This window comes from Bradyrhizobium sp. 2TAF36 (assembly GCF_052114925.1).
Taxonomy (GTDB): Bacteria; Pseudomonadota; Alphaproteobacteria; order Rhizobiales; family Xanthobacteraceae; genus Bradyrhizobium; species Bradyrhizobium barranii.
The window spans coordinates 65610-86802 of the sequence record NZ_JBFRFR010000033.1 but is presented as its reverse complement, the minus strand read 5'-3'; the positions used below and the strand labels follow the sequence as shown (position 1 = coordinate 86802).

The following is a 21193-nucleotide window of genomic DNA, read 5'->3' as shown; positions in this document are numbered from 1 at the left end:
GCCGTCAGGGAATCACGAATCGCCCAAAAGCAAAATCCTAAAACGCAAGAAAGCGAGGTCCAACACCCCGCTTTCCTGCAAAATCGAATACTACATCAAGACAAATTCTGCTTATTTCTCAGATCAATCCGCATTCTTCACGGACGACCATCCACGCCCAACCACGCGGATTGAAGAACGTGGATGCCCGGGACAAGCCCGGGCATGACGACCTGTACCTACTGCTCTGGCCGCGGCTGCGGGTGCATCTCCTCGGTCGGAAGGTTTGCGCGCTCCCAACCATCTGTGCCGTCGGGGTACCAGGCGACGTTGGCATAACCGTAAGCCAAGGCGCGCTTGGCGGCGTTCCAGGACATCCAGCAGTCGGCCAGGCAATAGATCACGAGCAGCGCAGCCTTGTCGCCGCGCGCGGCGTGGGCGAGGCCGCGCTGGAAATAATCGTCCATGGCGGGCGGCAGCACGCCGTAGCCGGTGTCCGGCAGCCAGGTGCTGCCCGGTATGTTTTTTCGCGGCATATCGCGCCAGACGGTGCCTTCGGGAAGGTTCTTCGGCTTCGGCGCGCGCGGCAGCACGTCGATGAAGGCGCCGCTCTTCGCACGCCAGATTGCTTCGGCCTCCGCAGTCGTCAGCACGCGCGCGCCAGTGAGCGTCGCCGGCACCGGCGCGCGGTAATTGTCGGAGCGATACCCCTCGGGCTCGAACGGCTCCTGCTGCTGCGCCAACGCCGGCGCCACCAGAATGGCGGCAACCAGCACAGCGGCAACGCGCCGCCTCATGGCGTCTTCTTGGCCGTCTCCGCGCCGAGCGGCTTGTCGCTCTCGTCGAGCAGCGGCACGCCGAAGTCGATCAGGATCTTGTTGATCTCGCCCTGGTTCTCCTGGATCAGCTTGTTGAGCTGCCGCTTCCAGTTCTGGTCGGCCGGGCGCACGCCCATGCCGATGCGATAGACCAGCTTTGGCCCTGTGGTTTCCTTCACCAGCGGCGTGACATGCAACGAGCCGGCCTTCTTCGCATAATACCCGGCCATCGGACCCCACAGCACGCCTGCGTCGATCTTGCCGGCGACGAGGTCGTCGACCATCGCCTGTGCGGAGTTGTCGAAGCGCGTGTCGATCATCAGGGGATAGGGTTTTGCATCGCCCATCAGGCCGGCGATCGCCATGTTGGTGGCCGGCGGCGTGCCGGCGACGATGCCGACATGCTTGCCTTTCAACTTCGGGTCTTCGAGCGTATCGACTTCCTCGAGCCCGCTGCCTGTTTTGGCGACCAGCGCATAGGTCGTGCGGTAATAGGGATTGGTGCCCTGCACGAGATCGTCGCCTTGCGGAAATCCCATGATGACGTCGCAGCGATGCGCGCCCAGCGTCATCCGCACGAAGCCGGTGGCCTGCGGGAAGAAGACGTAGTCGAGCTTCTTCTGGAGCTTGTCTGCGAGCAGCTCGGCGAGCTTGTTCTCGAACCCCTCGCCCTTCTCGTTCGAGAACGGCAGATTGCGCGGGTCTGCACAGACGCGCAGCACTTTTGGATCGACCAGCTCGAACGAGAGGTCGCCGGTCTCGCTGGTCTGCGCAATGGCGACGTCGCCGAATGCGCAGGATGCCACCAGGACCCACAGTGAAAACAACCAGCGACGATGTCGCCCGGCCTCCGTCATCGCGCTTCCTCCTCGGTTTGTTTGAATGCTAGCCATGCAACGCATGACGCGCCATGCTTTGCCAAACTTTGTGTTGGCTTTGGTTTGTTGCAGTGCAGTGCGGCAAGCCATCTGAACTGAGGCGGAAAAGTGTCTCGCATCGCTTCCTTGATCGCAGCCCTGTCCCTGCTGGGGACAGCAACGCTAGCACGCGCCGGGGCAGCCGAATTGCCTGTGAGCGAAGTCGCACCGGGAATCTTCGTGCACTCCGGGACCACCGCCCTCATGACCCGCGAGAACGAAGGGGACATCGCCAATGTCGGCTTTATCGTCGGCGAGGATGCGGTGGCCGTGATCGACACCGGCGGCAGCCTGCGTGAGGGCGAGGCGCTGCTGGCGGCGGTGCGGGCTCGCACATCCAAGCCGATCCGCTACGTCATCAACACCCATGGCCATCCCGACCATGTCTTCGGCAATGCGGCCTTTGCCGCAGAGGGAACCAGCTTCGTCGGCCACAGCAAGCTGCCGCAGGCGCTGGCGACGCGCRGGCCGTATTATCTCGACAATTTTAGACGCCTCATGGGTAGCGAACTGATCGATCACGTGAAGATCGTGCCGCCCACCCTGCTCGTCGTTGATACCCTGACGCTCGATCTCGGGTCGCGCCGCCTCACCTTGCGGGCCTGGCCGGCCGGGCACAGCGACAACGATCTGACCGTGTTCGACGAGACCAGCAAGACGCTGTTCGCGGGCGATCTCGTCTTCCTCTGCCATATCCCGGTGATGGACGGCAGCATCCGCGGCTGGCTCGGCACGCTCGGGGAACTCGATAAAATTCCGGCGCAGCGCGTCGTGCCCGGTCACGGGCCTGTGAGCGACTGGCCTGCCGCGCTCGGCGACGAGCGGCGTTATCTCACGACGCTGCTGGCGGACGTCCGGGCGTCGAACAAGAAGGGCGAGCCGATCAGGACTGCCGCCGACAAGGCGGCCGCATCGGAACGGCCGCATTGGCAATTGTTCGACGACTACAATGCTCGCAACGCAACCGCAGCATTTTCGGAAATTGAATGGGAGTAGTGGACGCGCTACGCTGGACGGGGGATCGGCTGCGCCGCCCCAGAGAAAACTGCTTCGTCCGCACGGAACCACGACCATGACGGGATGCACACGCCGCCTGCCCCTGATCGCCGCATTGCTTGGCATCGCCTTCGCTGTGCCGGCGAGCGCCGAGGAGGCTTACGATCCCTGGCCGGGCCTGGTGCAGGACATCTTCAGCAACCGTCCGATCAACGACGGCAACGACGTCATCGGCATCGAGATGCCCTATCGCGCCGAGGACGCGGCGATCGTGCCGGTGACCCTGCGCAGCAAACTGTCGCCCGCGGATAGCCGCCGCATCCGTTCGATCACGCTGGTGATCGACCGCAACCCCGCGCCGATGGCAGCGAAGTTCGAGCTCGGCGCAGATGCCAACGTCACCGAGATCTCCACGCGCGTGCGCGTCAACAACTATACCGACGTCCACGCGGTTGCCGAGCTCAGCGACGGCCAGCTCTACGTCGCCAAGACCTATGTGAAGGCCTCAGGCGGCTGCTCGGCGCCGGCAGGAAAGAACATCGAGGAAGCCAGGAACCGGCTCGGCCAGATGCGCTACCGGCAATTCGCGCGCGAGGAGGCACCGGGCAGCCGCGTCCGCGAGGCGCAGATCATGATCGGCCATCCCAACAATTCCGGGCTGCAAATGGATCAGGTCACGCAGCTCTACGTCCCCGCCTTCTTCGTCAACCAGCTGAAGCTGACGCAGGACGACAGCCCCGTGCTGTCGATGGAGGGCGGCATCTCGATCTCGGAAGATCCGAACCTTCGCTTCACGTATGTGTCAAATGGCGCCAAGCGATTCCGTGCGGAGGCGAAGGACACGGACGGGCACGTGTTCCGCAATGAATGGGATGTGGAGAAGCCGGGGACGTGAGGTCTCTCGATCGTCATGGCCGGGCATAGCCGTCCGAAGGACGGCGTCGCTTTGCTCGCCTATGTCCCGGCCATCCACGGACTTCGCGCCTATCCTAAGAACGTGGATGCCCGGGACAAGCCCGGGCATGACAACTACGGTTGGCGTGAAGCTAGCCGTCAGAAACACCTCACCTCGGCTTCCGCCTGCGCGCGCCTGAGATCATTCACCGCCGAATTCGCCTGCTCGGACGTACGAAACTGGACGCCGAGATTGCCGCGCACTTGGGACATGCTCAGCGCCGTCTCGGCGGTGACGTAACGGTCATAGGACACGATCGAGGCCACCACGTCGATCGAGCAGGAGCATTGCTCGATCGACTGCCGGCTCTCGCCATTAGCCTTCATGCAGCCATAGACGTATTCGGCACGCGCCGAGGTCGGATAATCGTTGGCCTCCTCGGCACGCGCGGCGTAGACGGTCGCAGCCCACACCGCCAATGCGGCGACAATCGGTCGTAGCTGTCCCGCCAGATTCATGAGCGTCCTCCCGCTGGTTGCGACGAAAGCTATGCTATGCGTATTGTCATGAAAAGCACTCCCTTCGAGGAAACGGCTCACAAGGTGATGAGAGCACTTGGTTTGAGAGCGCCTGGACGAACATTGGCGCTCGCGATGACGCTGGCGCTGGCGCTCGCCGTCCCCGGCCGCGCCGCGGATACGATCCGCCTTGCAGTGCAGAAGACCGGAACATTCTCCTGGGAGCTGGCCGCAATCCGCGCCGGCGGGCTCGACAAGGAAGCCAATCTGTCGCTCGACGTCACCGAGCTCGCGAGCCCCGAGGCCGGCAAGATCGCCCTGCGCGCCGGGAGTGCCGACATCATCCTGTCCGACTGGCTGTGGGTGTCGCGCGAGCGCGTGCTCGGCGCCAAGCTCACCTTCTATCCCTATTCCAGCGCGCTCGGCGCGGTGATGGTGCCGGCCTCGTCGCCGCTCAAGACGCTGGCCGACCTCAAGGGCCGCAAGCTCGGCGTCGGCGGCGGCGCGATCGACAAGAGCTGGCTGCTGCTGCAGGCGCGGATGAAGCAGGACGGCATCGACCTGAAGTCGGACGCGAGCATCGTCTATGGCGCGCCGCCCTTGATTGCCGCCAAGGCGCTCGATGGCGAGATGGATGCGAGCCTCAACTTCTGGAATTTCTGTGCGCAGCTCGAGGCCAAGGGCTTTCGCCGCCTCGCCGGCATCGAGGACATTTTGCCGAAGCTGGGGGCCAAGGGCGCGGTATCCGCGGTCGGTTATGTCTTCGACGAGAGCTGGGCCGCAAGCCACCGCGATGCGGTGGCGCGTTTCATTGCGATGACCCGCAAGGCCAAGCAGCTGCTGGTCACCTCGGACGCCGCGTGGGAGAAGATCGCGCCGCTCACCGGCGCGAGCGATCCGGCCATCCTCAAGACCTACCGCGACCGCTATCGCGACGGCATTCCGCGCCGGAGCATCGTGGACGAGGAGGCGGATGCGCGCGTGCTCTATCGCGTGCTCGCCGAGATCGGCGGACGTGACCTGGTCGGGCCGGCGGCCGAGCTCGATCCCGGCACCTTCTATCACGCAGTCCCCGGAGACTGAGGTGCTGCGTCTTCTCTCGTTTTCCCTGTTCCTCGCGACCTGGTGGATTGCGGCGCTGTTCGTTGGCGGCGCAAAGCTGCCCTCCCCGCCTGCCGTGCTCAACGTCATCATCGCGGAAGCATCGAGCGGCGCCCTGTTCCTGCATCTCGGCGCCACGCTGGCGCGCGTCGCGCTCGCCTTCGTGCTGGCGATGTCGCTCGGCAGTGCCATCGGCTATTTGATGGGGCGGGTGAAGCTCGCCGACCGGCTCGGCGATCCCTGGTTGATCCTGCTGCTGAACCTGCCGGCGCTGGTCGTGATCGTGCTCGCCTATATCTGGGCCGGCCTGACCGAAGCGGCCGCGATCGCGGCGATCGCCATCAACAAGCTGCCGACCGCCATCGTCACCTTGCGCGAGGGCACGCGTGCGCTCGACCGTTCGCTGGACGAGATGGCCACTGTGTTCGCGATGCCGCGCTGGCGTGCGTTCCGCCACGTCGTGCTGCCGCAGCTTGCGCCCTATATCGCAGCCTCGGCCCGCTCCGGATTATCGCTGGTATGGAAGATCGTGCTGGTGGCCGAGCTGCTGGGACGGCCGAACGGCGTCGGCTTCGAGATCGGCGTCGCCTTCCAGCTGTTCGACACGCCGCGACTGCTGGCCTATTCGCTCACCTTCGCGGCCGTCGTGCTCGTCATCGAAACCTTGCTGGTGCAGCCGTTCGAAGCCCGCGCAACCCGGTGGCGGCCCCGTGCGGCTTGAAGTCGATATCTCCGGAAAGACGTTCAGGAGTGCCGCGGGCGAAACGCACGAGGTGCTGGCCCCGGTCAGCTTCGCGCTTCAATCCGGTGAGGTCGGCGTTTTGATCGGCCCCTCCGGCTGCGGCAAGAGCACGATGCTGCGCATCATCCTCGGGCTCGACCGCGATTTCCACGGGACCATCGCGCGTCCACCAGAAGCGCGGATCGGGATGGTGTTCCAGGAGCCGCGGCTGTTGCCGTGGCGCTCGGTCGAGCAGAATGTGCGGCTTGCAGCTCCTGGCATCTCCGAGGCGAAGCTGTCGGAGCTGTTCAGGATCCTGGAGCTGGAGGCGCATCGCAGCCACTTTCCCGGCGAATTGTCGCTGGGTCTTGCCCGGCGCGTCGCGCTGGCCCGCGCCTTCGCGGTCGAGCCCGATCTGCTCGTGCTCGACGAGCCCCTCGCCTCGCTCGACGACGYGCTCGCCGGCCGCCTGCGCGACGAGATCGCGACGCTGGTCGCAAGCCGCCCCATGATGACCCTGCTCGTCACCCACAGCCTCGACGATGCGGTCCGCCTCGGCGACCGCTTGTTCTTCCTGTCGCCGCAGCCGGCGCGAATTCTGGCAGAAGTGCCCATCAGCATCCCGCGTGGCGCACGCGGCGACGCAGAGATCGCCGCGATCAGGGCGGACCTCGTGGCGAGAATCCAAGGCGAACATGGCGGCGAACACGCCGGGCGTGATGCCTCATAGGCAGCCACGTAAAGCGCGTGCTAAACAGGGCCCGTAGCGGAGCCCGATGATGAAGCGAATGGTCGCCCTCATGACGCTTGGCCTCGCTCTCGTCGCGACCATGGCGAGCGCGCAGGACATGATGCGTGACGTCGACCTCACGTCACCCGCGATGGTCTCCGCGGAAATGAGCCGGCAGGAGGTCGAGGCCATCCTGGCCAAAGCCAGCGCCGGGGCGCCGGCCGATTTCACCGGCAAGCGGTTGTCGGGGCTTGATCTCTCGGGTCTCGACCTTTCCACGGCGATTCTCCGTGCGGCACGACTCAACAAGACGAAACTCGCCGGTGCCCGTCTTGATCAGGCGATCCTCGATCAGGCGTGGCTGCTGGACGCTGATCTCGCGGGCGCGAGCCTGAAGGGCGCCAATCTGTTCGCCTCGCAGATGGCGCGCGCGCGTCTGGACGGCGCGGACCTGACCGGTGCTCGCATCGCGGCCGACCTCACCGGCGCAAGCCTGATCGGCGCCTCGATTGCGAACGCGCATCTTGGCGCCGATATGCGCAACCAGTCGATGGGGCTGATGCGCGCCGTGCTGCGATCCGCCAATCTGGAAGGATTGAACGCGCGCAATGCCGACCTGTCGCGCGTCGATCTCGAATTTGCCTCCCTCAAGGGAGCCGACCTGACCGGCGCATCGCTCAAAAATGCTCAGCTCGGCGGCGCCGACCTGACCGGAGCCACCGTCACTGACGCCGATTTCGAGGGCGCTGATCTTGCCTCGGCGAAGCTGATCGCGCCGATCGGCCTTGACCGCGCCAGGAATTTCGACAAGGCAAAGAACCGCGAGCGCCTGATCAGGGAATAACAGGGCGCCTTTGGGAGGATCGGCTGATGCGTTGGTTTCTGGCTTTGATCGCGTTGTTGACGTTGGCCGGCGAAGCCGCCGCCCAAAGCAAGGGCAAGGGCATCCGGCTCTGGAATTTGACGACGGAGACGATCTCCGGCTTCCAGCTCTCGCCCGCCGGCAAGACCGAGTGGGGCCCGAACCAGTGCCTGAACGACAAGGACAAGGAGGTCGACCACGACGAGCGGCTGCGCATCACCGGCGTCGAGCCCGGCCGCTACGACGCCAGGGTCAGCTATCCCAATGCGCGGCAGTGCATTGTCCGCGACATCGAGATCAAGGCGGACGCGGTGTTCTCGATCGCCGACAAGGACCTGAAGGACTGCACGAAATAACGAAGGCGGCTTACGCCTTGTCGTTCGGGTGCGGATATTCGCAGCGCCACCGCACCGCCTGCCACTTCGGATGGTCGCCGACCCATTGGGCGATATAGGGTGGCGCGGCCATCACGCATTGCCTCGGCGACCCCGCAAAGTTGAACACCAGATGCTGCTCCTCGCAGGTCGCAGGCGAGAGCACCGCACACACAGTCACCACCAGGTCAATCGGGTTCATGCCGGGATCCTGTCGCAAGGGGACAATGGAGATTAGCACGAAAGATTACGTTCCGAGGAGCGGGAAGTTTCAAACGGACGGGATGTTCCCGCTCCCAGCGCGCGGGCAGAGGCGGAACAAACACCCTAGAAGTTTACCCCGAACACCAATCGCGCCTGATGACGCTCGAAATTGACGAGGTCGAGATTGCCGCCCGATCCGGCGGGGCGGCCCCAGGCCTGCATGCTCCAGCTCAGGGTGAGCCGCGACTTCTCCGATAGCTGGAAATAGGCGGTCGGACCGACAAACAGCGCCTGCCCCGAGAACTCACCGAGGCCGATGCCCTCATACTGGCGGAAGTAGCGCATCTCCCCACCGAGCAGAAAATTGGGGCGCACGCGCACCAAGCCGCCAAACGCCGCCCCGATCGTCGAACTCTTCTCGGACAGACCTGCCACCTCGAAGCGCGCCCATTCCGGCTGATAGATCAGGTTGAGCGCGCCGATGACGAAGTTCGGGACCAGCTCGCGGTCGAAAGCGAGCGTGAATTCGGAGCCGTACATCCGTCCCTTCGCGCCGCTGGTCTCGTCGATGCGATCGCCATGGAGTTCGGCGGCGACAGTCAATCCGAATGGCGCGCGCCCGCGATCGAGCAGGCGGTAACGCAGGTCGAGCGAGGCGCCCTGGAAATTGAACTGACGGCGGTCGTCGATGTCGGGGACGCCGGTGATGTCATGCAGCGTGGCGGTGCCGCCGACCTCGATACGGAAGTTCGGCAGCGGCACGACTTCGATCTCGACCTCCTGCTGGAGGGCGCGATAGGTGCCGCCCTTGCCGAAGCGTCCCGTGGTCTGAGTCTGGAATTCGCGCTCGCCGGGATTGCCGACATCGGTGCCGATCATGAAGCCGAAGATGTGCTCGGTATCAAAGCTCTCTTCGGCATTGACACACGCCGGTGCAAGCGCAACACCGAACGCAATTGCCGTCCAGATCGTGTGGGCTCCAAGGCGCATTGCGAACACTACCACGGCTTCGACGGCGTTCGCCATCGAAGCCGCGGCAGGTCGTCAGTCTTACTTGCGCGCAGCGCAGGCGTACATGTTGATTTCCATGCCGACCGGCACTTCCACGATCTTCGGAGCTTTCCAAGCCATTCGGGTCTCCCAAGGGTATTGAGCGCGACATCGCGCGGGGCAAAACCTAGGGCTGCGTCAGGTGCAGCGCAAGTCTGGAATCGAAGCGCAAACACAGCGAACTGTCGCATTATGCTCGCGAATTTCCCTCTCGGGCAAATCGCCTTCGCTCCCAGTCAAGCGCCGCGTCTCTCACCGCAGCAAGCGCAGCAGCGCGCGGCCGGCGCGCGAGTTCAGCTCCTTCGCATCCAGTGTTCCGTCCTTGTCGGGATTCGCTGCGTTAAAGCGCTGCTCCACCACCGCGAGATATTCGTCGAGCGTGAGAGTCCCGTCGCGATCGGGATCGGCGGCGGCGAGTTCTTTTGCCGTTAACCGTCCGCGCAATTCGCGCGCGTCCAGCGTGCCGTCGTGATCGGGATCGAGCTTTGCGAACAGCGCGGCGGCCGCCTTCTTCACCTCGGCGAGATCGAGCGTGACGTCATTGTCGGTATCGAACATCTTTACGGCGTTGCCGGAAGCAGCCCAAGCTGGACCGGACAGCACCGCAATCGTGAGCGCAAGCGCAACTGAGCGACGTGAAATCATCAAACCCTCCTGACCATCCCCCAATTCGTAGGGGATCGAAACGACATAAGTCCACAAGCGAGCCCCGGTTCAAGTCCGGAATTGCAACCTGCGCACCGCACAACTCGCGGAACCCGACGGCCCGGGCAGAGCGGCCGAAGCCGTCTCCGCTTCATGCCACGGAATTTTTTCAGCGTCTGCGCGCAAGTGAAAGTCGGTTGTCAGGTTTCTGTCAGGTGACCGGCATCTGGCATCCAACATATCGGCAACGCACTTGCGACTTTCGTATTGACGTGTTTTGCGTTCGGGCGGAGTGTTGGTGCCGCAGCGTCAAAAGGCGCGCATATTGGGAGGAACGGATGAAACGCTTTGCGATGGCCGCGAGCCTCGTCATGCTTGCATCGACTTGTGCGAGCGCACAGACCACCGAGCAACTGGTCAAGGGCGCGACCGATACATCGAACGTTCTCAATTACGGGATGGGCTACAATCTCCAACGCTTCTCGACGCTGAACCAGGTCAACAAGGACACCGTCAAGAATCTCGTCCCGGTCTGGAACTACAGTTTCAACGACGATCGCAGCGAGGAATCGCAGCCGCTGGTGTACCAGGGCGTGATCTACGTGACCTCGCACAACGCCACCATGGCGGTCGACGCCAAGACCGGCAAGCAGATCTGGAAATCCACGGTCGAGTATCCCGCCGAGACGCCGCGCATCGTCTGCTGCGGCATCATCAATCGCGGCGCCGCGCTCTATGACGGCAAGGTCTTCCGCACCACGCTCGACGCCAACGTGATCGCGCTCGATGCCAAGGACGGCAAGGAGCTGTGGCGTCAGAAGGCCGCCGACATCAAGGAAGGCTATTCGATGACGGTGGCGCCGCTGGTCGCCGACGGTGTCGTCATCACCGGCATCTCCGGCGCCGAGTTCGGCACCCGCGGCTTCATCGACGGCTGGGATCCGGCGACGGGCAAGCATCTCTGGCGTACCCATTCGATTCCCTCGCCCGACGAACCCGGCGGCGACACCTGGAAGGGCGACACCTGGAAGCTCGGCGGCGGCTCGACCTGGATCACCGGGTCCTACGATCCCGAGCTCAACACGGTCTATTGGGGCATCGGCAATCCCGGACCGTTCAACTCGGCGGTGCGTCCCGGCGACAACCTCTACACCTGCTCCGTGCTGGCGATGGATCCCAAGACYGGCAAGATCAAGTGGCATTACCAGTTCTCGCCGAACAATCCGTTCGACTATGACTCGGTGGCCGAGATGGTCCTCGCCGACATGAATGTCGAGGGCAAGCCGACCAAGGTGCTGATGGACGCCAACCGCAACGGCTTCTTCTACGTGCTCGACCGCACCAACGGAAAGCTGCTCGCGGCCAATCCTTACGTGAAGGTGAATTGGGCAACCGGCATCGACATGAAGACCGGCAAGCCGATCGAGACCGACGTCTCGAAGGACGCGCGCGACGGTAAGAAGGTCACCGTCTATCCGTCCATCCTCGGCGGCAAGAACTGGGAGCCGATGTCGTTCAATCCGCAGACCGGATTGGCCTATGCCAACACGCTCGCCTTCGGCGGCAGGTACAAGACCGAGCCCGTCACCTTCAAGCAGGGCGAATGGTATCTCGGCATGGACCTCACCGACCTCTGGGAGTGGGGTGACGGCCCGCGCGGTCATCTGAAGGCGATCGATCCCATGACCGGCAAGGCCAAGTGGGAAGCGCCAAGCGACATCCCGCGCTTCTCGGGCGTGCTGTCGACCGCAGGCGGCGTCGTGTTCTCGGGCGCACTGACAGGCGAGTTCGAAGCCTTCGATGCCGACACCGGCAAGAAGCTCTGGCAGTTCCAGACCGGCTCGGGCATCGAGGGACAACCGGTGACCTGGCAGCAGGATGGTGTGCAGTACGTTGCCGTCACCTCCGGCTATGGCGGCGTCTACTCGCTGTTCTCCGGCGACGAGCGGCTTGCCAAAGTGCCGCCCGGCGGCTCGCTGTGGGTTTTTGCGGTCAAGCAATAACCACGGCCCGATGCTGAAGGACATATCTCACAAGACGGTGGCGACGGTCGCCACCGTCGCGGTGCTGACGGTCGCGCTTGCGGCGACCGTTCGTGCCGCGGACGATGCAACCGGCAATCCCGTGCAGGCACAGATCGACTATGGCAAGTCGACCTATACTTCGAAATGCTCGCACTGCCACGGCCCCAACATGATGAATTCCGGCACCATCACGCCGGACCTGCGCGCCTTTCCCGACGACAAGACGCGCTTCGTCACCACGGTGAAGAACGGCAAGAACAACAAGATGCCGCCCTGGGCCGACATTTTGAGCGACGACGAGATCGGCAATCTCTGGGCCTTCGTCTCGAGCAGGAGAAAGCCATGAGACCCTGGCTCGCCGCATGGAGCGTTGCCGCGATCCTCGCGGCGGCGACTACCGCCTCGCGCGCGGCCGAGGAGCCGCTGAAGGTTTGCCTCGATGAGGACCGGCCTCCGCTCTCGGTGCATCACAAGGGCAAGCCGGATTCAGGCTTCGACGTGCTGCTGGCGCAGGCGATCGCGGACCGGATCGGCCGGCCGCTGAAGATCCAGTGGTTCGAGAGCAAGCTGGACGAGGATTCGAGCCCGCAGCTCGAGGCCAACGCCTTGCTCTCCGATGGGCGCTGCTCGCTGGTCGGCGGCTATGCGCTGACGACGGATTCCCTCGTCAAGCCCGGCATGAAGACGGCACGCTTGCCGGATTTCGCCGGGGCCACGCGCGACGACCGGCGCCGCCGCGTCGCGCTCGGCGTGCTTGTGCCCAGCCAGCCTTACGTCTATTCGCCGATGACGGTGGTACTCGGGCCGAAAGCGCAGGGCCGCAAGATCGGCGACATCGGCGATCTCGCCGGCTTTCGCCTTGCGATCGAGAGCGGCTCGCTGGGCGATGCCATCCTGATGACCTTCGACAAGGGCCGCCTGATCGACAGCATCACCCATCTCGTCCCCGGCCGCGACGATCTCCTCGGCGCGCTCCAGCGCGGCGACCATGACGCGACGCTGATCGACCTCGGCCGTTTCGATGCCCACCGCGCCGCGCATCCCGACACGACGATCACCGCGTCGAGCTATTATTATCCGATCGGCGCCAATCGCGGCTATGTCGGGCTCGCCAGCGACGGCGCACTGATCGAGGCGGTCAACAAGGCGCTGACCAGCCTTGCCGCCGAGGGCAAGATCGCCGAGTTCGGCAACCAGGCCGGCCTCACCTATCTGCCGCCGCGCGAGCCTGCGGTGCTCGGCGATGTCTGGGCGAAGATCATTCAAAGGTGAGGTGGCCACACGTGCCGTCACATCACCGGTGTCATGCCCCGCGACCCGGCTACGCCAAGGCTTCGCCGGGGCTGAGGTCTAGGGGCGCCGAAGCTTTGGCGTAGGCGGCAGGCGGGGCATCCAGTACGCCGCGGCCTCTCGATTCAATCGCAAGCGCCTCTGGAATACTGGATCGCCCGGTCGAGCCGGGCGATGACAGCGAGGGTGTGGTGCGACCGTCGCTCCACACGCCAAAGTGCCGACCACATTTCCGTGGTATGCATAGTGTTTCGTTCGCCCCTTTGGTGCCCCGTGAATCCCCCCACGACACCCTCCGCCACCAACCTGCGCGATCTCCTCTCCCGCGAAGTCAAGACCAGCGAGCTCCTGCGCGCGCTGATCGTCGTCGGCCCGATGGTCGCCGCCTATTTCATCTCGCGCGAGACGGCGCTGCTGAACCTGGGGCTCGTCGCGGTCTCGCTGCTCATTCCGGCGCTCAGGCAGCACTTTCCGCCAAAAGTCGTCGCGTGGCACTATCTCGCCATTCTCGTCACCTTTGCCGCGCTTTTCCTTGCAGCTCCGGTCAAGCCGCTATTCGTGGTGCTGACGGCGCTCGCCGGCTTCCTTGCGGTGGCGGGGACGCGCTACGGCGAACATTTCCGTACGCTCGGCAATTGGGTTTTCATCCCCGCCGTCTATCTCGCCTGCGAGGTGCGGGAGGGCGTGAGCGCCGAGGAAGCGATACGTCATGCCRGCGTGATCATCGCCTCCTCTCCGATCGCGCTGGCGCTCGTCTGCGCTATCCAGATTTACGACCAGCGGCAGCGTGGCAATGCCGCGACCTCGTTCGGACCGCCCGCGGCCGACTGGTTTCTGCCCGCAGCGGCAACCGCAATGGCGGTCTTTGCCGCAGCCGCCCTGGTCGAGATCTTCAACCTCGCGCAGGGGCAATGGGTGATGTGGTCGGCCGCAAGCGTCGTGGTCGGCGACCTCACAGCGTCCACCGGCAAGCTGAAGCAGCGGGCGATCGGCGCCTTCGTCGGCGTGCCGCTCGGCTTTCTCCCGGGCCTTGCCCTGTCGCAAAGCCGCGTCGGCTATGCCATCGCGATTCTGGCGGCCACCCTCACCCTGATCTCGTTCTCCCRCTACGTCGTCGGCTTCGGCCTGCGCTGCTTCTTCATTGCGCTCGCCGCATCCTTTGCCGGCGGCGCCAGCGGCATCGCCGAGGAGCGCATCGTCAACGTGCTGATCGGCGGCACGTTCGGCCTGATAGCGGTGGCCCTGACCGAGATCGTCTGGCTGCGGGTGATGCGGAAGACCCGATCGCCCGGATGACGCGCAAATGGGCACCGCGCGGCCTTGTCGAATGCGCCAATCTGTCTCGCCTACCACCCCAGCCTGATGCAGTAGGGTCGGCAAAAATCAGGAGGGAATCATGCCCGCAAAATTCGATCGCCGCCACTTCATCGCCGCCGGTACCAGTGCACTCGCGATGCCCTTCGTCGCGCGCGGCGCCTCGGCGCAAGGCGCATCGCAAGGCAACTGGCCCTCGCGGCAGATCCGCATGATTTGCAGCTATCCCGCCGGCGGACAGACCGATTTGCTCGCGCGCGCCTATGGCGAATTCATCTCCAAGCAGGTCGGCAAGACCGTCGTGGTCGAGAACAAGCCCGGCGCCTCCGGCGCGATCGGCACGGCAGAGGTCGCCCGCGCCGAGCCCGACGGCCACACCATCCTGTGCTCGATCTCGACCACCTACATCATGAACCGGGTCGTGATGAAGAATCCCGGCTACGACATGGACAAGGATCTGACGCTGGTCAGCGTCATTCCGGGCGCCGGCCTGTTGCTGGTCGCGAACCCCAAGACCGGGGTCAAGACGCTGGAGGATTTCGTCGCCTTCGCCCGCAAGAGCGGCAAGGTCAACTTCGGCACCTATAGCGCGGGCTCGGCCCCGCACATGACGATCAACGAGCTCAACAAGCAGTACGGCCTCAACATCGAGCCGGTCCATTACCGCGGCGAAGCGCCCATGTGGACGGGCATGCTGGAAGGCACGCTGGATGCCGCAATGGGCAGCTACACGGCGGCGCAGTCCGTTCTGCAAAGCGATCGCGGCACTGTCTTCGCCGTGCATTCGAAGAAGGTCGACGCGATCCCCGCCATCAAGACCCTCCCGGAGCAGGGCGCAACGTCGAAATTCTTCACCGTGAGCGGCTTCTCCGGCTGGGCCGCGCCGAAGGCGACGCCGCAGCCGGTGGTCGACCGCCTGGCAGCGCTCTGCGTCGCCGCCAACAGCGATCCGAAGGTGAAGGAGGTTCTCGCGACCTTCGTGCTCGAGCCGACCATCGGCTTCAAGGAGACCAATGCCCTGTATCAGCACGAGTTGCCGATCTGGATCGAGAGCGCGCGGTCGCTCGGCCTCGAGCCGGCCTGAACCTTGCGCGGCGCACGGGGCTGTCCCATCGGAGCCCGGCATCCGACCAAAGCCTAGTGTCGGAAGCGCATTTTCCCGCTATGATTGTGCGCCGGTGCCGTCCCCCTCACCGGCGGACAAGAAAGGCCGATCGCATGACACCGGATGGCGTCGCCGTTGCCGTCATGATCATTCTGCTCTTTCCAATGGGCTACTTCACGCTGGCCTCGCCCGCCTTCCTGCTGGTGAAGCTCGATATCCAGCCCGTCGCCCAGCTATTGCGTGGGATGTTCAATGCCCATTTTCTGGTGATGCGCGTCGCCGGCGTGATCGGGGCGCTGGCTTTCCTGCTCGACGGTCGCCTGGTCGCCGCGATGGGCGTGGGCCTGCTCGCGGCCCTGGCGATCTGGGGACGCCGCTGGTTCATGCAACGGATCGACGACCAGCTCCGCGCGAGGGACGCAGGCGATGCTGAAGCCCCTCACCGGCTGCGCCGGCTGCATTGGAGCGGCATGCTTGGCAACGCGGTGCTGCTGGTCGCTCTCGTGACCAGCATTCCCTACGTCGCCATATCGGCCTGAGAGATATCGCCGCGCGGCCTGCGTCGGCTGCGGTGCTCGCCTAATGCTCGCCCGAGGCCGCGGCGCCCTGCTGGGCCTTGTGGATCGAGGACGGCACCACGCCAAAATATTTCCGGAACACGCGGCTGAAATGCGATGAGCTGGAGAAGCCCCAGGAGAAGGCGACGTCGGTAATGGTCTTGCCGCCGTGCGCCTCGAGCTCCTGGCGGCAGTTCTGCAGGCGCGCCTGCCAGATGTAGTCGCTCACCGTGGTGCCGCGCTCGGAGAACAGCATGTGCAGATAGCGCTTGGAGCAGCCGAGCTCGGCGGAGATCTGGTCGATGCACAGATCCGGATCGCGCAGGTGCTCGCGGATGAAGAATTGCGCGCGCACATACATCGCCTCGGGCCCGAYGCGATCGAACATCGTGTCCGCTTCGCGCAACGGCAGCAGCAAGAGGTCGATCAGCGAATCGGCGACACCGACCGCGCTGTTCGCCGACAGCTTGGCCGCCTCGTCGAAGGTCGCATGGACGAAATCATGGGCGATCCTCCCCGTCCCGGTCTTCGCCGACAATTTGCAGGCCGGCATCCGCTGCGACGGGAATCCGCGGTCGCGCAGCAAGGCCTTCGGCACGATCACCACGTCGTGGCGGGTGAAGGCGGGGCTGATGATGGAATGCGGACACGAGACGTCATAGGCGATGATGTCGCCCGGGTTCAGCTCGATGTGGCGGCCTTCCTGCTCGAAATAGGACACGCCGTAGGTCTGGAAGTGGATCTTGATGTACGGGTGTTCATTGGCTTTGGCGCGCGCCAGCGTGTGCGCGATGCGATGCTGGCTGACCTCGATCTGGCAGAGCTTCAGGCGCGAGACGCTCGTGTAGTCGATGCGGCCCTCGAGCGAGGACGCCTCAAGCGGATCGACGTCGAAATGCCCACACAGGCTTGTCAGCCCGTCGATCCAGCTCTGGATCTGCCGCTTCGGCGTCAGGCCGGTCGTCGAGAGCGTGTGAATGGTGTCGGACATTAATCCAGCCGCTGGTTTCATCTGCAGATTCGACGCGAATCGCAACCAGCGCTGCTGGAGCCCTCAGCTATGATTGCGTGACGTTTACCTCGAATTTGAGCGGTCTTTTGCAACGAGCGCGATCGTTCCATTGCCACCCTTGACGGTTAATCCTCCGCCTTAGTTGCAGCGCCGTCAAGGGGAACCTGAGCGCCGAAGGCGCCGCGAAGCCGCGCGGAAGCCGCTGAATTCGCTACTGCAAAATCAAAAACTTCGCGTCCGTGCGCTGTCAAGCAAACCGGCTTCCCTCTTGGGCAAGTTTCCCGATGACGAAGTCGTTAGGGATTGCGGCAGGAACAACAAGAACGGGCCTCTCCTGCACGTGGACCCGTAAAGCTCTCATCCGGAGGAGGAAACAGCACAGCATCGTTTCTGGTCCCACACGTGACCGCCCTGCACGAGCAGACGCCGGACGAGAAGCCCGGTGATTAAGCAATGCTTCGGAAACAATAAACGAGACCAACGGAGGAATGACTATGCGCAAAGTGCTACTGGCGACCTTTCTTGGCTCCGCGGCGGCCCTCGCCGTCGGGAGCGCGTCAGCCAATGACGAAGTGCTCAAAATGTCCCAGAATCCCAAGGATTGGGTCATCCCGGCAGGCGACTATGCCAGCACTCGCTATTCCAAGCTGAACCAGATCAACGCACAAAACGTCGGCAAGCTCCAGGTTGCCTGGACCTTCTCGACCGGCGTGCTGCGCGGCCACGAAGGCGGCCCGCTGATCATCGGCAACACGATGTTCGTCCACACGCCGTTCCCGAACAAGGTCTACGCTATTGACCTTTCCAACGAGAACAAGATCATCTGGAAGTACGAGCCGAAGCAGGATCCGAACGTCATCCCGGTGATGTGCTGCGACACGGTTAACCGCGGCCTCGCTTATGGCGACGGCAAGATCATTCTGCACCAGGCCGACACCACGCTGGTTGCGCTCGATGCCAAGACCGGCCAGGTCGCCTGGTCTGTGAAGAACGGCGATCCCACTAAGGGCGAGACCGGAACCTCTGCGCCGCTCGTCGTCAAGGACAAGGTTCTGATTGGCATTTCCGGTGGCGAGTTTGGCGTCCAGGCTCACATGACTGCCTATGATCTCAAAACGGGCAAGTTGGCTTGGCGCGGTTACTCGGAAGGGCCTGATGATCAAATCTTGGTCGACGCCGAGAAGACCACCGCTCTCGGCAAGCCGGTCGGCAAGGACTCCAGCCTCAAGACCTGGCAGGGTGATCAGTGGAAGATTGGCGGCGGCGCCACCTGGGGCTGGATCTCCTACGATCCAGAGCTGAACCTGGTCTATTACGGATCAGGCAATCCCTCGACCTGGAATCCGAAGCAACGTCCAGGCGACAACAAATGGTCGATGACGATTTGGGCCCGCAATCCCGACACCGGCATGGCCAAGTGGGTCTACCAGATGACGCCGCACGATGAGTGGGACTACGACGGCGTCAACGAGATGATCCTCTCGGATCAGTCGATCAACGGCCAGCCCCGCAAGCTGCTGACGCATTTCGATCGTAACGGCCTCGGCTACACCATGGATCGCGTCACCGGCGAGCTGCTGGTCGCCGAGAAGTTCGATCCGAAGGTGAACTGGACCTCCGGCGTCGACATGGACAAGAACTCACCGACCTATGGCCGCCCGAAGGTTCTCGACGCGGCCTCGACTGAAAAGGGCGGCGAGGATCACAACACCAAGGGCATCTGCCCGGCCGCGCTCGGTACCAAGGACGAGCAGCCGGCAGCCTACTCGCCGGACACGCAGCTGTTCTACGTTCCGACCAACCACGTCTGCATGGACTACGAGCCGTTCAAGGTGAGCTACACCGCGGGCCAGCCCTACGTGGGTGCGACGCTCTCGATGTATCCGCCGCAGGGTGAAACCCATATGGGTAATTTCATCGCCTGGGACGGCAAGACCGGCAAGATCGTCTGGTCGAACAAGGAGCAGTTCTCGGTCTGGTCGGGTGCGCTCGCAACCGCCGGCGGCGTGGTGTTCTACGGCACGCTCGAAGGCTATCTGAAGGCGGTCGACGCCAAGACCGGTAAGGAGCTCTACAAGTTCAAGACTCCCTCCGGCATCATCGGCAACGTCACCACCTATGAGAACGGCGGCAAGCAGTATGTCGCAGTGCTCTCCGGCGTGGGCGGCTGGGCCGGCATCGGTCTGGCAGCTGGTCTGACCGATCCGACCGCCGGTCTCGGCGCAGTCGGTGGCTACGCGGCTCTCAGCAACTACACGGCACTCGGCGGTACGCTGACCGTGTTCTCGCTGCCAGCGGCGAACTAGCCTCACCTTCGTGTCGCTCCGGCGCGTGGATCAACTCCACGCGCCGGCTCGTCTCCACCGAACGCCTTCGAGGATCATCTCTTGCGTAAAATCTGCTTTGTCATCGCTGCGACCATCTTCGTGACCTCGGGGGGAATTGCCGTTGCGGACGGTCCGGGCGACCCGGCCGCCGTCAAGAAGGAAGACGACGGAAAGTGGCTCGATAAGGAAGGAAACCCAACCTACAAGATTTCGGCCGACGGCACCGTGGACTGGTTCACCTATTCCGGATATCGCCGCTATCACTCCGACTGCCACGTCTGCCATGGCCCCGACGGCATGGGATCCACCTACGCACCGGCGTTAAAGGATTCGGTCAAGACCATGAGCTATGGCGRGTTCCTCGGCGTCGTCGCCTCCGGTCGCAAGAACATCTCGACCGCGCAGGAGAACGTCATGCCTGCCTTCGGCGACAACCCGAACGTCGCCTGCTACATGGACGATCTCTACGTCTATCTGCGCGCCCGCTCAGACGAGGCGTGGGGCCGTCAACGTCCCTCCAAGAAGGATGAGAAGAACGAGACCTACACCAAGGCGGAAGACGCCTGCATGGGCAAGAAATGAAGGTTACCAGGACCGATACCACCTCGTGGCGTCCTGCGAGAATTTGAGGAGTTTACGATGAAGACACGTGCCGCCGTTGCTTTCGAAGCCAAGAAACCACTCGAGATCGTCGAAGTCGATCTGGAAGGACCGAAGGCCGGCGAAGTCATGGTCGAGATCAAGGCGACGGGCATCTGCCATACCGACGCCTACACGCTCGACGGCTTCGACAGCGAAGGAATCTTCCCGTCGATCCTGGGTCATGAGGGCGCCGGTATCATCCGCGAGATCGGACCGGGCGTGACCTCGGTGAAACCGGGCGACCACGTCATTCCGCTCTACACGCCGGAATGCCGGCAGTGCAAAAGCTGCCTGAGCCAGAAGACCAATCTCTGCACCGCGATCCGCGCGACGCAGGGCAAGGGCGTGATGCCCGACGGCACCAGCCGCTTCTCCTACAAGGGCAAGCCGGTCTACCACTACATGGGCTGCTCGACCTTCTCGAACTTCACCGTGCTGCCGGAGATCGCCGTCGCCAAGATCCGCGAGGACGCGCCCTTCGACAAGAGCTGCTACATCGGTTGCGGCGTCACCACCGGCGTCGGCGCCGTCGTCAACACCGCGAAGGTCACGCCGGGCTCCAACGTGGTCGTGTTCGGCCTCGGCGGCATCGGCCTCAACGTGATCCAGGGCGCCAAGATGGCCGGCGCCGACAAGATCATCGGCGTCGACATCAACGACTCCAAGGAGGATTGGGGCCGCCGGTTCGGCATGACCGAGTTCGTCAACCCCAAGAAGATCACCGGCGACATCGTCGCGCATCTGGTCAACCTGACCGACGGTGGTGCCGACTACTCCTTCGATTGCACCGGCAACACCACCGTGATGCGCCAGGCGCTGGAAGCCTGCCATCGCGGCTGGGGCACCTCGATCATCATCGGCGTTGCCGAATCCGGCAAGGAGATCGCCACCCGCCCGTTCCAGCTCGTCACCGGGCGCAACTGGCGCGGCACGGCCTTCGGCGGCGCGCGCGGCCGCACCGACGTGCCCAAGATCGTCGACTGGTACATGAACGGAAAGATCCAGATCGATCCGATGATCACCCACGTGCTCAAGCTCGAGGAGATCAACAAGGGTTTTGACCTCATGCACGAGGGCAAATCCATCCGTTCAGTCGTCGTGTTCTAGCTCGA

At 63.8% G+C, this 21193-nt stretch carries 25 protein-coding genes; 17 read left to right on the top strand and 8 right to left on the bottom strand.

What is annotated here, in order from left to right; translation table 11 throughout:
• On the top strand, window positions 1-208 hold a 208-nt coding region (locus tag AB4Z51_RS20555; RefSeq protein ID WP_441497859.1), incomplete at its 5' end, for a hypothetical protein.
• Between the two features lie 10 nt (window positions 209-218).
• Here AB4Z51_RS20555 and AB4Z51_RS20550 read toward each other — a convergent pair.
• The gene (locus AB4Z51_RS20550; RefSeq protein ID WP_085405678.1) at window positions 219-776 is read right to left on the bottom strand and encodes a PQQ-dependent catabolism-associated CXXCW motif protein; all 558 of its coding nucleotides are present in this window, start codon (window positions 774-776) and stop codon (window positions 219-221) included.
• Complete coding sequence (locus AB4Z51_RS20545; protein WP_167768216.1) at window positions 773-1654, bottom strand: substrate-binding domain-containing protein; 882 nt, start codon at window positions 1652-1654, stop codon at window positions 773-775. The genes AB4Z51_RS20550 and AB4Z51_RS20545 overlap by 4 nt, the downstream gene beginning before the upstream one ends.
• 129 nt (window positions 1655-1783) lie before the next feature.
• On the opposite strand from AB4Z51_RS20545, the gene AB4Z51_RS20540 reads away from it, so the two are divergent.
• On the top strand, window positions 1784-2710 hold the full coding sequence (locus tag AB4Z51_RS20540) for a quinoprotein relay system zinc metallohydrolase 2 (protein WP_441497858.1): 927 nt from the start codon (window positions 1784-1786) through the stop codon (window positions 2708-2710).
• 76 nt (window positions 2711-2786) lie between these two features.
• Entirely contained in the window at window positions 2787-3605 is an 819-nt protein-coding gene (locus tag AB4Z51_RS20535) for a quinoprotein dehydrogenase-associated SoxYZ-like carrier (protein ID WP_441497857.1), read from the top strand.
• A 158-nt stretch (window positions 3606-3763) separates the two neighbouring features.
• Here the strand turns inward: AB4Z51_RS20535 and AB4Z51_RS20530 are convergent, their stop codons facing one another.
• Entirely contained in the window at window positions 3764-4123 is a 360-nt protein-coding gene (locus tag AB4Z51_RS20530) for a hypothetical protein (protein ID WP_014493633.1), read from the bottom strand.
• Window positions 4124-4258: 135 nt separating this feature from the next.
• On the opposite strand from AB4Z51_RS20530, the gene AB4Z51_RS20525 reads away from it, so the two are divergent.
• Genes AB4Z51_RS20525 through AB4Z51_RS20505 form a run of 5 tightly spaced genes read left to right on the top strand, consistent with a single transcriptional unit; the run spans window position 4259 to window position 7893 of the window.
• A complete protein-coding gene (locus tag AB4Z51_RS20525; RefSeq protein ID WP_085405914.1) occupies window positions 4259-5206 on the top strand; it encodes an ABC transporter substrate-binding protein in 948 nt (315 codons plus the stop codon).
• Between the two features lies 1 nt (window position 5207).
• Complete coding sequence (locus AB4Z51_RS20520; RefSeq protein ID WP_038957639.1) at window positions 5208-5945, top strand: ABC transporter permease; 738 nt, start codon at window positions 5208-5210, stop codon at window positions 5943-5945.
• Window positions 5935-6675, top strand: a complete 741-nt coding sequence (locus AB4Z51_RS20515) for an ABC transporter ATP-binding protein (protein ID WP_441497856.1) — start codon at window positions 5935-5937, stop codon at window positions 6673-6675. Before AB4Z51_RS20520 ends, AB4Z51_RS20515 begins: the two co-directional genes overlap by 11 nt.
• Window positions 6676-6721: 46 nt before the next feature.
• Entirely contained in the window at window positions 6722-7519 is a 798-nt protein-coding gene (locus tag AB4Z51_RS20510) for a pentapeptide repeat-containing protein (RefSeq protein ID WP_208087927.1), read from the top strand.
• Window positions 7520-7545: 26 nt separating this feature from the next.
• Window positions 7546-7893 carry a hypothetical protein gene (locus AB4Z51_RS20505; protein WP_166343210.1) on the top strand — a complete coding sequence of 116 codons (348 nt, stop codon included), beginning with the start codon at window positions 7546-7548 and terminating at the stop codon, window positions 7891-7893.
• A gap of 10 nt (window positions 7894-7903) precedes the next feature.
• Here the strand turns inward: AB4Z51_RS20505 and AB4Z51_RS20500 are convergent, their stop codons facing one another.
• The 4 genes from AB4Z51_RS20500 to AB4Z51_RS20485 form a co-directional block, all read right to left on the bottom strand.
• Complete coding sequence (locus AB4Z51_RS20500) at window positions 7904-8113, bottom strand: hypothetical protein (protein WP_014493627.1); 210 nt, start codon at window positions 8111-8113, stop codon at window positions 7904-7906.
• A 125-nt stretch (window positions 8114-8238) separates the two neighbouring features.
• A complete protein-coding gene (locus AB4Z51_RS20495; protein WP_441497855.1) occupies window positions 8239-9141 on the bottom strand; it encodes a hypothetical protein in 903 nt (300 codons plus the stop codon).
• A gap of 24 nt (window positions 9142-9165) precedes the next feature.
• Window positions 9166-9246, bottom strand: a complete 81-nt coding sequence (pqqA, locus tag AB4Z51_RS20490) for a pyrroloquinoline quinone precursor peptide PqqA (RefSeq protein ID WP_012029362.1) — start codon at window positions 9244-9246, stop codon at window positions 9166-9168.
• Window positions 9247-9417: 171 nt separating this feature from the next.
• On the bottom strand, window positions 9418-9810 hold the full coding sequence (locus AB4Z51_RS20485) for a calcium-binding protein (RefSeq protein WP_441497854.1): 393 nt from the start codon (window positions 9808-9810) through the stop codon (window positions 9418-9420).
• A gap of 338 nt (window positions 9811-10148) precedes the next feature.
• Here AB4Z51_RS20485 and AB4Z51_RS20480 point away from each other — a divergent pair, with 338 nt between their 5' ends.
• The 6 genes from AB4Z51_RS20480 (at window position 10149) to AB4Z51_RS20455 (ending at window position 16082) form a co-directional block, all read left to right on the top strand.
• Window positions 10149-11813, top strand: a complete 1665-nt coding sequence (locus tag AB4Z51_RS20480; protein ID WP_441497853.1) for a methanol/ethanol family PQQ-dependent dehydrogenase — start codon at window positions 10149-10151, stop codon at window positions 11811-11813.
• A 10-nt stretch (window positions 11814-11823) separates the two neighbouring features.
• Window positions 11824-12180: a c-type cytochrome gene (locus AB4Z51_RS20475; protein WP_085405669.1), complete on the top strand. Its 357-nt coding sequence runs from the start codon at window positions 11824-11826 to the stop codon at window positions 12178-12180.
• On the top strand, window positions 12177-13106 hold the full coding sequence (locus AB4Z51_RS20470) for an ABC transporter substrate-binding protein (protein WP_441497852.1): 930 nt from the start codon (window positions 12177-12179) through the stop codon (window positions 13104-13106). The genes AB4Z51_RS20475 and AB4Z51_RS20470 overlap by 4 nt, the downstream gene beginning before the upstream one ends.
• A gap of 291 nt (window positions 13107-13397) precedes the next feature.
• On the top strand, window positions 13398-14420 hold the full coding sequence (locus tag AB4Z51_RS20465) for an FUSC family protein (protein ID WP_441497851.1): 1023 nt from the start codon (window positions 13398-13400) through the stop codon (window positions 14418-14420).
• A 100-nt stretch (window positions 14421-14520) separates the two neighbouring features.
• Window positions 14521-15522 (top strand): Bug family tripartite tricarboxylate transporter substrate binding protein, encoded by a 1002-nt coding sequence (locus AB4Z51_RS20460; RefSeq protein ID WP_441497850.1) that lies wholly within the window; start codon window positions 14521-14523, stop codon window positions 15520-15522.
• 134 nt (window positions 15523-15656) lie between these two features.
• Window positions 15657-16082, top strand: coding sequence for a hypothetical protein (locus AB4Z51_RS20455; protein ID WP_028151278.1), 426 nt, complete (start codon window positions 15657-15659; stop codon window positions 16080-16082).
• Window positions 16083-16122: 40 nt separating this feature from the next.
• Here the strand turns inward: AB4Z51_RS20455 and AB4Z51_RS20450 are convergent, their stop codons facing one another.
• Window positions 16123-17091, bottom strand: a complete 969-nt coding sequence (locus AB4Z51_RS20450) for a helix-turn-helix domain-containing protein (protein ID WP_441497849.1) — start codon at window positions 17089-17091, stop codon at window positions 16123-16125.
• A 515-nt stretch (window positions 17092-17606) separates the two neighbouring features.
• Between AB4Z51_RS20450 and xoxF5 the strand changes: the two genes are divergently transcribed.
• The 3 genes from xoxF5 (at window position 17607) to AB4Z51_RS20435 (ending at window position 21188) form a co-directional block, all read left to right on the top strand.
• The gene (gene xoxF5 / locus AB4Z51_RS20445) at window positions 17607-19418 is read left to right on the top strand and encodes a lanthanide-dependent methanol dehydrogenase XoxF5 (RefSeq protein ID WP_135216048.1); all 1812 of its coding nucleotides are present in this window, start codon (window positions 17607-17609) and stop codon (window positions 19416-19418) included.
• Window positions 19419-19499: 81 nt separating this feature from the next.
• Window positions 19500-20021 (top strand): c-type cytochrome, methanol metabolism-related, encoded by a 522-nt coding sequence (locus AB4Z51_RS20440; RefSeq protein WP_441497848.1) that lies wholly within the window; start codon window positions 19500-19502, stop codon window positions 20019-20021.
• A gap of 57 nt (window positions 20022-20078) precedes the next feature.
• On the top strand, window positions 20079-21188 hold the full coding sequence (locus AB4Z51_RS20435) for an S-(hydroxymethyl)glutathione dehydrogenase/class III alcohol dehydrogenase (RefSeq protein ID WP_441497847.1): 1110 nt from the start codon (window positions 20079-20081) through the stop codon (window positions 21186-21188).
• Window positions 21189-21193 lie beyond the last annotated feature (5 nt).